General features: G+C 51.5%; 17 protein-coding genes and 1 other annotated feature. Of the genes, 4 read left to right on the top strand and 13 right to left on the bottom strand.

Annotated elements, in window-relative coordinates; genetic code table 11:
- Positions 1-2: 2 nt before the first annotated feature.
- Positions 3-1,358 carry an SLC13 family permease gene (locus ACLM7Z_RS06595; protein WP_273349021.1) on the bottom strand — a complete coding sequence of 452 codons (1,356 nt, stop codon included), beginning with the start codon at positions 1,356-1,358 and terminating at the stop codon, positions 3-5.
- Between the two features lie 65 nt (positions 1,359-1,423).
- Here ACLM7Z_RS06595 and ACLM7Z_RS06590 point away from each other — a divergent pair, with 65 nt between their 5' ends.
- Both ACLM7Z_RS06590 and ACLM7Z_RS06585 read left to right on the top strand, forming a co-directional pair.
- Positions 1,424-1,672, top strand: coding sequence for a hypothetical protein (locus tag ACLM7Z_RS06590; RefSeq protein WP_087018706.1), 249 nt, complete (start codon positions 1,424-1,426; stop codon positions 1,670-1,672).
- A gap of 295 nt (positions 1,673-1,967) precedes the next feature.
- Entirely contained in the window at positions 1,968-3,584 is a 1,617-nt protein-coding gene (locus tag ACLM7Z_RS06585; protein WP_087018708.1) for a mannitol dehydrogenase family protein, read from the top strand.
- Between the two features lie 291 nt (positions 3,585-3,875).
- Here the strand turns inward: ACLM7Z_RS06585 and rplL are convergent, their stop codons facing one another.
- From rplL to ACLM7Z_RS06540, 9 genes are all read right to left on the bottom strand, one after another.
- A complete protein-coding gene (gene rplL / locus ACLM7Z_RS06580; protein ID WP_087018710.1) occupies positions 3,876-4,247 on the bottom strand; it encodes a 50S ribosomal protein L7/L12 in 372 nt (123 codons plus the stop codon).
- Positions 4,248-4,317: 70 nt separating this feature from the next.
- Positions 4,318-4,872: a 50S ribosomal protein L10 gene (gene rplJ / locus ACLM7Z_RS06575; protein WP_087018712.1), complete on the bottom strand. Its 555-nt coding sequence runs from the start codon at positions 4,870-4,872 to the stop codon at positions 4,318-4,320.
- Positions 4,873-4,900: 28 nt separating this feature from the next.
- Positions 4,901-5,056 (bottom strand) — a sequence feature (ribosomal protein L10 leader region).
- Positions 5,057-5,095: 39 nt separating this feature from the next.
- Complete coding sequence (rplA, locus tag ACLM7Z_RS06570; protein ID WP_087018714.1) at positions 5,096-5,794, bottom strand: 50S ribosomal protein L1; 699 nt, start codon at positions 5,792-5,794, stop codon at positions 5,096-5,098.
- Positions 5,795-5,905: 111 nt separating this feature from the next.
- The gene (rplK, locus tag ACLM7Z_RS06565) at positions 5,906-6,331 is read right to left on the bottom strand and encodes a 50S ribosomal protein L11 (protein WP_087018715.1); all 426 of its coding nucleotides are present in this window, start codon (positions 6,329-6,331) and stop codon (positions 5,906-5,908) included.
- 91 nt (positions 6,332-6,422) lie between these two features.
- Positions 6,423-6,956: a transcription termination/antitermination protein NusG gene (nusG, locus tag ACLM7Z_RS06560; protein WP_087018717.1), complete on the bottom strand. Its 534-nt coding sequence runs from the start codon at positions 6,954-6,956 to the stop codon at positions 6,423-6,425.
- Positions 6,957-6,976: 20 nt separating this feature from the next.
- On the bottom strand, positions 6,977-7,240 hold the full coding sequence (secE, locus tag ACLM7Z_RS06555) for a preprotein translocase subunit SecE (protein WP_087018719.1): 264 nt from the start codon (positions 7,238-7,240) through the stop codon (positions 6,977-6,979).
- A 23-nt stretch (positions 7,241-7,263) separates the two neighbouring features.
- Positions 7,264-7,413, bottom strand: a complete 150-nt coding sequence (gene rpmG, locus ACLM7Z_RS06550) for a 50S ribosomal protein L33 (protein ID WP_087018721.1) — start codon at positions 7,411-7,413, stop codon at positions 7,264-7,266.
- Positions 7,414-7,567: 154 nt separating this feature from the next.
- Positions 7,568-7,921, bottom strand: coding sequence for a hypothetical protein (locus ACLM7Z_RS06545; protein ID WP_087018723.1), 354 nt, complete (start codon positions 7,919-7,921; stop codon positions 7,568-7,570).
- Positions 7,922-7,960: 39 nt separating this feature from the next.
- Positions 7,961-8,302 (bottom strand): hypothetical protein, encoded by a 342-nt coding sequence (locus ACLM7Z_RS06540; protein ID WP_087018724.1) that lies wholly within the window; start codon positions 8,300-8,302, stop codon positions 7,961-7,963.
- Positions 8,303-8,429: 127 nt separating this feature from the next.
- Between ACLM7Z_RS06540 and ruvX the strand changes: the two genes are divergently transcribed.
- Entirely contained in the window at positions 8,430-8,849 is a 420-nt protein-coding gene (gene ruvX, locus ACLM7Z_RS06535) for a Holliday junction resolvase RuvX (protein WP_273349020.1), read from the top strand.
- 94 nt (positions 8,850-8,943) lie between these two features.
- Here the strand turns inward: ruvX and ACLM7Z_RS06530 are convergent, their stop codons facing one another.
- The 3 genes from ACLM7Z_RS06530 to ACLM7Z_RS06520 form a co-directional block, all read right to left on the bottom strand.
- Positions 8,944-10,350, bottom strand: a complete 1,407-nt coding sequence (locus tag ACLM7Z_RS06530) for an IS1182 family transposase (protein WP_435645385.1) — start codon at positions 10,348-10,350, stop codon at positions 8,944-8,946.
- Positions 10,351-10,463: 113 nt separating this feature from the next.
- A complete protein-coding gene (locus tag ACLM7Z_RS06525) occupies positions 10,464-12,038 on the bottom strand; it encodes a M15 family metallopeptidase (protein WP_273349019.1) in 1,575 nt (524 codons plus the stop codon).
- Between the two features lie 133 nt (positions 12,039-12,171).
- Positions 12,172-12,876: a DUF421 domain-containing protein gene (locus ACLM7Z_RS06520; RefSeq protein ID WP_087018730.1), complete on the bottom strand. Its 705-nt coding sequence runs from the start codon at positions 12,874-12,876 to the stop codon at positions 12,172-12,174.
- A gap of 279 nt (positions 12,877-13,155) precedes the next feature.
- On the opposite strand from ACLM7Z_RS06520, the gene ACLM7Z_RS06515 reads away from it, so the two are divergent.
- Positions 13,156-13,413 carry an HPr family phosphocarrier protein gene (locus ACLM7Z_RS06515; protein WP_087018734.1) on the top strand — a complete coding sequence of 86 codons (258 nt, stop codon included), beginning with the start codon at positions 13,156-13,158 and terminating at the stop codon, positions 13,411-13,413.
- The last annotated feature ends 4 nt before the right edge of the window (positions 13,414-13,417 follow it).

The following is a 13,417-nucleotide window of genomic DNA, read 5'->3' as shown; positions in this document are numbered from 1 at the left end:
TCTCATAAATAGCGTACCCAAATGAAAACAGTTGAAATGACCAAAACAAGAATGGTTGCCGGAACGGACCGGCGGCAATACTGACCCCAGCTGACCGGATGTCCCTCTCGTGCGGCGACCGATGTACCGACAACATTGGCTGATGCACCGATTGGCGTCGCACTTCCGCCGACATCCGTACCCATCGACAGCGCCCACGCCAGCACGGAGAGCTCCGCATCGGTCGTCAGCGCCAGCGTCTTGATGACCGGAATCATCGTCGCGGCAAACGGAATGTTATCAACGAAGGCACTTGCCACCGCAGATACCCAGATGATAATTGCCGTCATCAGCATCAGGTTGCCGCCGCTGATCTCTCCGATATAAAAGGCAATGATTTCGAGAATACCCGTCTGCTCCAGACCGCCGACAACCATAAACAGACCAATAAAGAACAGCAGGGTTTTATAATCCACCTTTTTGAGCAGCAGCACTGCATGCCGCCCTGCCGCGAGCAGTGTCGCCGCCGCACTGATGACACCGATCAGCGCGACCGTCATACCGGTCTGCGCATGGGTAATCAGCAGCACAACCGTGCCCCCAAATACCAGACAACTGAATACAAATCCGCGTCTGTCTGTAATCGCATCTGCTGGGTTGGGATATGTCGTGGGGATATTGGCTGCACGGTCTGTCGGCTGCAACTCCTTTCGATAGGCAAAATAGAAGTAAATTACCACAGCAACGAGTGAAATTGCCGCTATTGCGCCGGTATTGGTGATAAAATCGGCAAAGGAATAGCCGAGTGAGGTGCCGATGATGATGTTCGGCGGGTCGCCGCACATCGTTGCTGAACCGCCCAGATTGGCACAGAATATTTCGGCCAGTATCATAGGCACGGGATTAAATCGCAGCAGCTGTGCCAGCTCCACTGTGACTGCTGCGAGGAACAGAATAACTGTGATGCTGTCGATGAACATCGCAAGCACCGCCGACATAATCATAAATGTGATAAAGATCGGGATGACCTGATAGCGCACAAATTTTGCAATTGTCATGCACAGCCAGCGGAAAAATCCGACACGCGCCATGCCCTCTACCATAATCATCATGCCTGCGATGAAAATAATCGTCGCCCAGTTGATGCCGCTCGACTCCTCTGAAACCGGATAGCGTTCATACCAAAAGCTCAAATGCAGGATGTTTTCCAGATTGAGTGTCTTCATCATAGCTGCTGTGCTGTGCATGCACAGCCCGAATACAATCAGAAACATAGCGCAGCCGCTAATCAACGTGACAATATGCCGTTCGATCTTCTCTGAAATAATCAGTAAGAACATCAATACAAAAATAACTCCTGCCGCAATTTGTGCCATCATAGCAAATCCCTTCTTTCTCCGGGGCTGTCCCGGCGCGCTGCGAAACACGCCATGTGCCCAATGATATGGAGCTTTTCGCAAAACAAGGCGAGAAACCGCAAAAATCCATCCGGATCTCAGGATTTGCCAACGATGCATTGCAGAAAAAACCTGTTCCGGGCGCGCGCCGACCCGTTCTGCAGCAGACCGGCGCAGCTATGCCGCCGTACCTGCCAGTTTCCCCGCTCAGCCAAAAGTTATGTCAGAACATTCCGAAAATCACATCAACTGCGCTGCTGCCGCAAATTTCCTGTTATTTCTTAGCATTTTCTTAGCCTCACAGGGACAGCTTCCCCGCTGAACAGCGCGCAGTGCGCCCCTGAACATTACGAATTGTAACACTCCCTCTGAATATCCGTATTCTAGCAAGCTGTCGAATTTTTGTCAAGTCCATTTTCTGGAACCGACCTCTTCCGTTGCTTTGGATAATTCTAGTGGAATACGTGTAAATTTCCTATAAAGCCCCCCACTTTTTGTGCGAATTGACTGGAAATACGCGCACATGTTTGGTATACTATAGGTAATCTTGGTATCTTTCTGATTGAATGCAAAGGAATGGTGAGATATAGAATGAAATTGAGTCTGGAAAATCTGGAAAAGAAGGTAAACTGGAAGGGCTATCGCCTCCCGGACTACGACATTGCGGATATGCGCGCAAAAACAAAAGCTGAGCCAACCTGGCTGCACATCGGCGCAGGAAATATTTTCCGTGCGTTCCCGGCTGTACTGGCACAGCGTATGCTGACCGCCGGCCTGACGGACAAGGGCATTATCTGCTGCGAGGCATATGATGAGGAGATCATCGACAAGGCGTTCCGCCCGTTTGACAATCTGTCCATCTGTGTCACGCTGTATGCCGACGGCGCACTGAAGAAGGAAGTTGTCGGCTCAATCGCCGAATCCCTCAAAATGAGCGCAGAATTTGACCGCGTGCGCGAAATCTTCTGTAACCCGTCGCTGCAAATGGTCTCCCTGACGATCACGGAAAAGGCATATATTCTGCGTGGTCCGGACAGGAATTATCTTCCGGACGTACAGGCAGATATGGAAAACGGCCCGGTCGGCTGCCGCAGCTTCATGGGTAAGCTGGCATGCCTGTGCCTGCGCCGTATGCATGCGTGCGGCACACCGATTGCCCTGGTTTCCATGGACAACTGCTCCAACAACGGCTATCGCCTCCAGCGCGCCATGTTTGAGATTATCAACAGCTGGTTCCAGCACGGCAAGATCGATGCGATGGAATTCTCGTATCTGACCGGTCAGGTCTCCTATCCGCGCACCATGATTGATAAGATCACCCCGTTTCCGAGCTCGAAGATTGCAACCGTCCTGCGCAAGGATGGTCTGGATTTGGTCAAGCCAGCGAAGACCGAAAAGGGCAGCTGGGTTTCCTGCTTCGTCAACACGGAGTCCCCGCAGTACCTGTTGATGGAGGATCTGTTCCCGAACGGACATCCGCCGCTGGAGCAGCTCGGCATCATCTTCACCTCCGGTCGCATCGTCGAAAAGAGCATGGAGATGAAGGCATGCTCCACGCTGAACCCGATGGATACCGCAATGGCGGAATTTGGCATGCTCCTCGGCTACGAGACGATCAACTGCATCGTGCATGATGACGATATCCGCACGTTTATCACCAACCTCAGCCATGTCGAATGCATGCCGCTTGGTGCTGACCCGGGCGTTCTCGATCCGGATGAATTCGTCCATGAGATTCTGACTGTCCGCTATCCGAACCCGTACCTGAACGATACGGCAGCGCGCATCATGACTGACACCTCGCAGAAGGTTGGCACGCGTTATGGCCAGATTCTGAGCAATTACTATAATTCTCCGGTTCCGATGCACCGCGTTTCTCATCTGCGCTTTATCCCGCTCGCCATTGCAGGCTGGTTGCGTTACCTGCTCGGCGTGGATGACAACGGTGAGCCGATGCAGCTCAGCCCCGATCCGCTGATGGAGTCCCTGCGCGGCAAGCTGGAAGGCATCACGCTCGGCAGCACGGCAACCTATGAGCAGCTGTATCCGATTCTGTCCGACCGCACACTGTTTGGTGTAAACCTGTTTGAAATCGGCTGCGGCGATCGCGTCATTGAATATTTCAACGAGCTGATTGCAGGCCCGGGCGCTGTCCGCGCAACGCTGCACAAGAGATGCAACGACAAGGACACGGATCTGCTCATCTGACCGCACTTTTCTTTTTGCACCGTACTTTTCTTTCTCCACCGTACTTTTCTTTCTACATAGAAAGAAAAGTAGGCAAAAGAAAGATGTCTTGCTCGCTCCCGCGAGCGCGAACCTGTCGGACAGACGGTCCGCCGGTTCGCCCCATCAGACACAGCATCCAATCAAAAGCCATTGCCCTCGGGCAATGGCTTTTTTCGTGAGTTCTTCCATCATATGACAGTTTGAAAAAGCAAAAAAACAGCAGGCTCCAAACGGAACCTGCTGTAAATTTTGATCCGATGTAAGAATCTCTTACTTCAGCTCTACAGAAGCGCCAGCCTCTTCCAGCTGAGCCTTGATGGACTCTGCGTCTTCCTTGGAAGCGCCTTCCTTGATGGTGGACGGAGCCTCGTCAACCTTAGCCTTAGCTTCCTTCAGACCCAGACCGGTGATCGCACGAACAACCTTGATAACGTTGATCTTCTTGTCGCCTGCGGAAGTCAGGACAACGTCGAACTCGGTCTTCTCTTCAGCAGCAGCAGCCTCGCCGCCAGCAGCAGCACCACCAGCAACAGCTACCGGAGTAGCGGATACGCCGAATTCTTCTTCCAGAGCCTTAACCAGCTCAGCCAGTTCCAGAACCTTCAGTTCCTTGACGGCATCAATAATTTCATTGACAGTCATGGTAGTAACCTCCAAATTTCAAAATTAAATGTGTGGGGATTGGGAACGTTACGTTCCCTGCACGCAGAACTTATTCTGCTGCTTCAGCAGTCTTCTCAGCGACCAGAGTGGAAACCAGAGCTTCCTGATCTGCCTCGCCCTTCTCAGCGATTGCGTTAAGCGCAATAGCGAGCTGCATAATCGGGTAGTTGAAGCTGTAGAGCGTCTGAGCGATAAGGACTTCCTTGCTCGGCAGCTTGGCCAGTTCGTCAACCTTGGATACCGGTACTACTGCACCTTCCAGGAAACCAACCTTGACATTGAAGTTTTCGTGATCCTTTGCGAACTTGCTGAGGATCTTAGCCGGAGCGACAACGTCGTCAGAGCCGATTGCGATAGCGGTGGTGCCATGCAGGTGCTCGATGAAGCCGTCGAAGCCCAGCTCCTGTGCAGCGAACTTCAGCATGGTGTTCTTTACAACGCTGTACTCAACACCAGCCTCGCGCAGCTCCTTACGGAGAGCGGTATCATCTGCTACGTTGATGCCCTTGTAGTCAACCAGGACACCAGCCGGGGAATTCTTGATCTTTTCAACCAGAGAAGCAACCTGTGCCTTCTTCTGTTCCAGAACCTTTGCGTTAGGCATAGTCTGTTTCACCTCCATAAAAATGATAGGGACATGAAAAAATGCCCTTCTGCTCAAAGACAGAAGGGCATGAAAAATCATCAGATGAAAATTCTCATCAAAATGCTTGCCTCGGCAGGATGACTTGCGCCAGTTAGGATGGTTGTCCATCTCCTGCTGTCTTTGAACGAGCTATTAAATTATAACAGCTGTCCGCCAGCCTGTCAAGGCTTTTGGAAAAAATTTAGTTAGAACCCAGCTTTGCAGCGTTGACCTTGACACCCGGGCCCATGGTCGAAGCGACAACACAGGAGCGGATATACTGGCCCTTTGCAGCAGCCGGCTTTGCCTTGATGATTGCGTTCATCAGGGTGTTGAAGTTCTCAGCGAGCTTCTCGGTACCGAAGGAAACCTTGCCGATCGGGCAGTGGATGATGTTGGTCTTGTCCAGACGATACTCGATCTTACCAGCCTTTGCTTCCTTGACAGCCTTGGCAACGTCCATCGTTACGGTGCCTGCCTTCGGGTTCGGCATCAGGCCCTTCGGGCCAAGAACGCGGCCCAGACGGCCAACCAGGCCCATCATGTCCGGGCTTGCGATAACGACGTCGTAGTCGAAGAAGTTTTCCTTCTGGATGCGCTGAACCATATCCTCAGCACCTACGAACTCAGCGCCTGCGTCGATAGCAGCCTGTGCCTTGTCGCCCTTAGCGAAGACAAGAACACGAACCTGCTTACCGGTGCCGTTCGGCAGAACGATAGCGCCGCGAACCTGCTGGTCAGCGTGACGGGAGTCAACGCCCAGCTTTACGTGAATTTCTACAGTCTCATCGAACTTGGCCTTGGCAGTCTTTACGACGGTGTCCAGAGCCTCTTCGGTGTCATAGAGCTTGCTGCGATCTACGAGCTTTGCGCTCTCAATATACTTTTTACCTTTGCGCACGATAAATATCCTCCTTTAGTGGTTAATTCGGAAACGAAGTTCCTCCCACCAGACGGCACGGGCTGCCGTCAGCACATGAATATGAATAACTCAGGTCTTCGGGCAAAAAACTTACTCGGAGACGGTGATGCCCATGGAACGGGCGGTGCCTGCGATCATGCTCATAGCAGCTTCGATGGAAGCAGCGTTGAGGTCCGGCATCTTGGTCTCTGCAATCTTGCGTACGTCCTCGATGCTGATGGTAGCAACCTTGGTCTTGTTCGGAACTGCGGAACCGCTCTGGATGTTGCATGCCTTCTTAATCAGGACAGCAGCCGGAGGGGTCTTGGTAACGAAGGAGAACGAACGGTCTGCATATACCGTGATGATGACCGGGATGATCATGCCTGCGTCATTCTTGGTGCGCTCGTTGAATTCCTTGGTGAAAGCCATGATGTTAACACCATGCTGGCCCAGTGCCGGACCTACCGGAGGAGCGGGGGTTGCCTTGCCTGCCGGAATCTGAAGCTTGATAAATCCTACTACTTTCTGTGCCATTTGTATAGCACCTCCTTGAAGAATGTGGTAATGGCGAGACGCTTGTCATCTCAGAAGATGGACGCGCTCTCCCACCTGCCAGACGAGGACATCAGTCCTCAACGACTTCGACCTGATTGAGTTCGAGCTCAACCGGGGTCTCGCGTCCGAACACGGGAATGGTAATGCGAACCCGGTTCTGTCCCACGTCGATTTCATCGACGACGCCGACGAAGTCGACGAACGGGCCGCCGCAGACGCGAACGGAATCACCGACCTTGTAGCTGATCTCAACCTCAACGTCGCGTGTGTTTGCACCCCACTGTGCAGCCTCCTCGTCGGTGAGCGGGAGCGGCTTGTTGGAGTTGGGGCTGACGAAACCGGTGCAGCCGCGCGTGTTGCGCACGAGATACCAGCTTTCGTCGGTGAGGATCATTTTAACCAAAACGTAACCCGGGAACAGCTTGCGCTCCACCTCGCGGGTCTTGCCGTCCTTTACCTCGCGGACGGTCTCGACCGGAATGGTCACGTCGGTGATGAGATCATACAGCTTGCGGTTTTCAACCGCCTTCATAATGGACGAGGCTACCTTGTTTTCGTAGCCGGAATAGGTATGAATGACATACCACTTAGGTGTTTCAGACATCAGTTCTCAAACCTTTCCGCTTACGCAGCCACAGTAATCAGCGTTGTAATGCCCAGATTAAAGATTGCATCCAGAATCCAGATGAACACGCCGACAACCAGAATGGTGGCTACAACGATAAGTGTATTGTTCACTGTCTGCTTGCGGGTCGGCCACACGATCTTCTTGCATTCGCTCGTCAGATCGCGGAACCACTTGCCAATTCTGGAAAAGAAGCCCGGCTTCTTCTCCTTTGCGGAGTTCTTCTGCTTCTTCTCAGAAGCGTTCTGCTCTTTCTTAGCCATGAAGCCGTATCCTTTCTCCAGCCTTACTTGCTCTCACGATGCAACGTGTGCTTCCGGCAGAACGGGCAGTACTTGTTCATCTCGAGACGCTCGGGATTGTTCTTCTTGTTTTTCATTGTGTCGTAGTTTCTCTGCTTGCACTCGGTGCATGCCAGGGTTACCTTAACGCGCATAACGGCACCTCCTTAAATAATTGCCTCCCTTTGCAGGCTGCTCTGCGTTTCAGAGCAAAAAAAATACCCTGCATAGGTGTTATCATTATAACACGCAGGGTATTTCTCGTCAATGCTGTTTTTATTGATTCTTTTCCACAAATTTCAGTGCGCGTTACGCCGCTATAAACTCAACAATCCACATATATGCCACGAGGACGCAGTAGATGCTGTAGCAGACGATCGTGACCTTGCGGCCCTTGTCCTGCTGGCGTGCGGCATACAGCCCGACGAGGCCGCCGACAAACGTAATCGGATAGCCGATCAGGCGCGACCATTTCCACGCGACAAACAGGCCGATTGCCATAACGGCAATTGCAACCAGGCTCATGCGGAAGCGCTTTTTTTCCTTCTGCTGCATTGCCTCGTCGACCTGAAGCTCCTGTTTGCGCTGCTGTTCGGTAACCGGTGCGCGATGGCTCTGCGCGCGTTTTTTGCCCTTTTTGCGGTTATTTTTGGATACTGCCATGGATAAAGCTCCTTTGATTTGGTATTTGCCCGGAAAGGCTTATGACACTCTGCCGGTCAGCATGCCGATCCACATGCCTGCGACCGCGATACAGTAGACGATATAACAGATCACGGTGACTTTATGCGGCCAGGTGTCCCATCTGGTTCTGACCAGTCCCATGACCGCGCCGACGAATGTGATCGGATAGAAGACCAGACCGTATTGCGTGAACATCGCACCGAGGAAGCCTGCCAGCATAATAGCAAGGCCAGCCATATTGAACCAGTCATATCCTCCCCTGTTCGACGGCTCCTGCTTTTCCTCTGTCTGCCGCACCGGTGCGGCGTGTGCCTTTGTCCGTTTTTTGCCCTTTCGGCGGTTATTTTTGGATACTGCCATGTTTCCCGCTCCTCCTGCTCTCTACTGTCCTATATTATAGCAACCCGGCGCGCAAAGTGCAATGCAATTTGCATCCCTCCCCTGCCTGTGCTACAATACAAAAAACACACGACGGAAAGGAATCACTATGAAAATCATGGGAATCGATTACGGCGACGCACGCACCGGCGTGTCGATCTCCGATCCGACCGGCTTTCTCGCCGGCTCGCCGCAGGTCATCGCCACCTGGAACACCGAAGATCTTCTGGAGCAACTGACTGCACTCGCCAAAAAGGAAAAAATTGAAGAAATCGTGCTCGGCCTGCCGAAGAACATGAACGCGACGCAGGGCGAACGCGCAGAAAAATGCAAGGCACTCGGTGCAGAGCTGGAAGCACGCACGGGTCTGCCCGTCATCTACTGGGACGAGCGCCGCACGACCATCGAAGCGCACGCCATCCTGCACGCGTCCGGCAAAAAGCAGAAAAAGCACAAAAAAAATGTAGATGCCGTCGCCGCATCGCTGATTTTACAGGGCTATCTGGATTTTAAGCGGATGCAGAGATGAGCGCCCCGGATGCCTGATTGATATCGCCATACGCCAGCAAAGGCGCACTGCAATGCAGTGCGCCTTTGAGCCTGTCGAAGAACCCGGCTGCGCATTAAGCGAGAGCCAGATTTTGGCACATATAGGGAAAAAGCCGGAAAACTGGAATAGGGAAATGGATCTTCCACTTCCACATAGCCAGCTTTTTCAGATTCATGGCAGCAAATTTAAGCTTCACCCAGTTGGTAACTTGAGCCAAGCCTCGATATTGTGTATAGCGCATACCATGCTTTTCTTTGGCATCTGCAAATACACGTTCAATCTTTTGTTGTCGGAGTTTATATAAGTCACGATATTCAGTCATATGACGTGCGTCTTCTGCCAACTCTACATAATCAGCCCATACGTGTCTGGTGACAGTCTTTTCAAACTTTGCACTCGATGTACACAGCTCTCTGGTCGGACAATGTTCGCAGACGTATGACCTGCTCTTATATTCACGATATCCATCTTTGTTCGTTGTTGCATAATGAAGTGTTTTATACTCCGGACAGATTACACAATCATAATACTCATCATAAACATATTTCCACCATTCATGACCGCCTTTCTTTGTCATTGGACGTTTATATGCTGTAGATAATACTCTTCCACTCTCAAAAATACGTTTACAAATCGAAGGAGTTTTGTAGGCGCTGTCTGCTACTATCGTTTTATGTTCTGGGTAATGTTCGCAAAGCTGGTCATATAACGGGTCAAATGCTACACTGTCATGTACATTTCCTGCTGTTACTTCTACGTCGAGAATAAAATTATGCTTGTCACAGGCTGTATGCGCTTCGTAGGCAAAACACTTCTTGTGTTCACCTTTATGGAATACGCCGGCATCCGGATCCGTTGTCGAAACTGTTATTTCTTTCTCCTTTGGCGGTGTTGAATCGTCATCATCATCGAATGGCTTTTTGTCGTGTTCTTCGCGATCTCTGTTAATTTCTTCCCGCAGCTCCTTTGCATATCGTTTTGCTTCAACTGGAACAGCTTTTCGTGCTTTTTTCTTCATGTTTGCACTTGCTTTGATATGTGTCCCATCGATAAAAATTGCACTCGTATCCAGAAATCCTTCCTTTGCTGCTGTGTTCAATATCCACCGAAATATATATTCTACAGTTGCTGTTGTAAAACGATGCTTAAAATTATAGCTTACTGTTGAAAAATGCGGCACCTGTTCATTCAATGGATAACCGATAAACCACCTGTATGCAACATTCATATTCACTTCTTCCAGCGTCCGCCGGAGCGATGGTATCCCATATATGTGCTGTATCATTACAATCTTAAACAATACTACCGGATCGATACTTGGCCTGCCGTTGTCCTTGCAGTACAAATCATCTACAAATTCATAAATTTGTTTGAAATCTACTGCTGCATCTATTTTCCTCAGTAGATGATCCTCGGGCACTAACATATCCAGACTTACAATCTCTACTGCCTCTCTGTTTTCCTTCCCTTTTACTATCATTTTATCACCTGTCTTTCTTATCTTTATTATAACAGAAAAAGCCGCCTTTCGGCGACTTTTTCGACAGGCTGAAAGGCGCACTGCAATGCAGTGCGCCTTTTTCATATTCCGCGTCACGTACCGAAGTACGAGAAATGCATGTAATCCTTTTTGCTGTTCCATGTACCGCCCCAGCTGAAACCGTACTTTGCAAAAATGCGTACCACCGCGCTGTCTGCGGGGATGGAATACGGGTCGCTGCCCGGGGACCAGTGCGAACCGGTCAGCGCCACGCCGCTGTTGGTGCACATATAGTTTTCTTCCCAGTTGATATCAATCGCCGTACCGAGACAGTGTTCCGAGGACGAGCCATTGCCGCGCCAGCAGTAACCGCCGAGCGATTTGATCGGGAACTGTTCGCCGCTCGCATAAATTTCGCCAAAGATCTGCTGTACCGTCGCCGCGAGCGCCTCGTGGATCTGGAAACGCTTGGTCTTTGTCACTTTGTTGCCATTGGCATCAAAATCCCAGACCTGTACGCTGATGGTCACCTGATGGCTCTCCGCCTCAGTGGAATTGGCATATTTATGATAGCCGGCACCCGCCCCGAAAATACGCGCGACCTTTTCGCTGTAGCTCTCGCCGCTGTATGCCAGTCCGTCCGGAATGGTATCCGAAATAATATCCGGCTGGGCAATGACCGGAGAATCCGGGATATACAGACCGGATTCGGTATCCTCTGCCTGTGCCGTAACGGTCAGCGGTGCGGTCTGTCCAGACGATGCAACCAGTTTTCCGGTACAATCCAATCCGTCAACCGACCAGTACCACACGCCCGGCTGCTCCGCAATTTCCTGCGGAAGTGCGAACTCCTGCGCACCGGTTCCGGCAGATGCGACCTGTTCGGTCAGCACCGGCGCTGTGGAAAAGTCCGCCGACGCATAGAACGATACGCGGTAATAATCTGCGCCGCAGCCCGTCCAGCTGACAGCATTCGTGCCCGAATGCATCGCAATTGAGCTGATATCCTGCGCACTGCTCACACCGCGCCCGGTATGTACCGCTGCTGCTGCCCGATAGGTGAGCACAGCAGCCTGCTCCGCGCTGACCGGTTCACCGGAGCCGAGCATATTCCCACCTGTGCCGCTCGTCAGGCCCTCGCGCACAAAATAGGCCATGCCGTCCTGTGCCCAATCGGATACCGATACTCCATCCGAATAGCTGTACAGTGTCTCGGCAATTTCATTTTCCGATACACCGACTGCACTGCCGCTCTGCTGCATCGCGCGGTAGAGCATGGCAATCAGCTGCTGCCGGTTTGCCGGTTCATCCGGTCGGAACTGTATTCCGTCTTCTTCCTCCGTCAGTCCGAGCAGCCACGCCTGCCGCACATCCGCACTCTGCGTGTCGGTATACGGGCACACGCTGCGGCGTGCTGCACTTTGCTCCATCAGGCTGCTATAGTCCCTGTCGGTCAGGGAAGCATACAGCCGCACCGCCAAACCGCACATCTGCTCACGTGTGATCGGCTGGCCGGCCTGCTGTCCGTCCATGCTGGACGGAAGCAGCGATGCCTGATCTGCTGCCTTCAACAAATTGTCTGTCTGCCCGGACGGCTGCTCCAGGCTGACTGCTGCCGCAGGCGTGCGGCAGAGCAGGCAGGTGCACAACACAGCTGCCGCTGCACAGCCTGCAAGTTTCCGATTCATTGTATTGCATTCACCTCTGGTGTCGTGTGTTATCTCAAACTTGCTGTAGATATAAAAATTCAAATATAGTATAGCACAGTTTTTGTACACTGAGAAGCGGAGACACAAAAGTTTCACAAAGTTTCATCCTGCACTATTCGAGGATATCCCTGTGTTCTCTGTCCGCGCGCGGGAAAACAGTCAGCACGCCGTCATCGGTACACGTTGCGAGAAAAATATCTGAAACCGTGCTCTCTCCCTTTCGTTTGAGCTGTTTTTTGAGCCATGTGATATCATATCCGAGGTTTTGCAGGTTTTTGTCCATGATCTTTCCGTCCATAATGACATTGGCGCACATGGTTTCCTGTGAAACGGCAAGTGCAAGATCCTCCGGCGTTGCCGGGCGCGTCCGGCTGACCGGCAGAATGCTGATGCTGCCGTTGGATTCCAGCACAGCAGTCTGAACCTGACTCAGATCAAAATATCCGCTCTTGCGGCATTCCATCTGAAATTCATGGATATCCATATGCGCGCGTTTGAAATTTTTATCATATATTTTTCCGTTGTCCAGCAGAACAATCGCCCGTCCGCTGACCACGCGCCGGACTTTGATCGAACGGTCGGAAGCCACCGACAGCAGCCATGTCACAACGCCGAATACAACCAGTGCAATCAGCCACTCCCAGAATTCCTTTCCCTCTGCAATGGAAAGCTCCGCGCCGATGGAACCAATGGTAATGCCATTGATATAATCAAACGCGCTCAGCTGTGCCAGCTGACGGTAGCCGATCAGCTTGGTGATGGCAAACAGTGCGACGATGGAAAGCAGCGCAGTAAGCGCCGTGCGTACAAAATCCATGCAGCCGCCTCCTTTTTTCTTGTTTTCCGTTTAGCATGACCAGATATCCCGACTTCTATGCTTTGGAGTTTTTGCATATTTTTTGTTTATGAATTGCAAAAATTGTGTAAACGCAACTGAGCACATCCTGGCGATCTTCTGTTACCTTTGTTACTTTTCAGGAACATATGTAATTTTTCCACGCAATGATTCCCGTATTTTGATTGTTATGCCGCTATTTTTTCAACTTTGTCCCGATTATAATGAGAGCATAAGAAATTGGAACAAGGAGGGATTATCATGAAACAGTTCCAGTATACCATCACACGCGACCACGGCATTTGCTGCCGATCCGCAGCTGCTCTTGCAAAAATCAGTAAGGAGCATGGCGATTGCATTGAAATCAAGAAGGGCGAAACCAGCGTCAGCGCATCTCGTATGATGGCCGTCATGTGGCTGAACATCCGCTGTGGCGATACCATCTGTGTATCCGCAGACGGCGAAAACGAAGCATCCGCTGTCCATTCGATCCGCTCCTACTGCGCGGCGAATCTGTAACGCC

Source organism: Butyricicoccus porcorum, from assembly GCF_051246315.1.
GTDB lineage: Bacteria > Bacillota > Clostridia > Oscillospirales > Butyricicoccaceae > Butyricicoccus_A > Butyricicoccus_A porcorum.
Note: the sequence above shows the minus strand (reverse complement) of the source record. Positions and strands in the feature narration are given on the sequence as shown.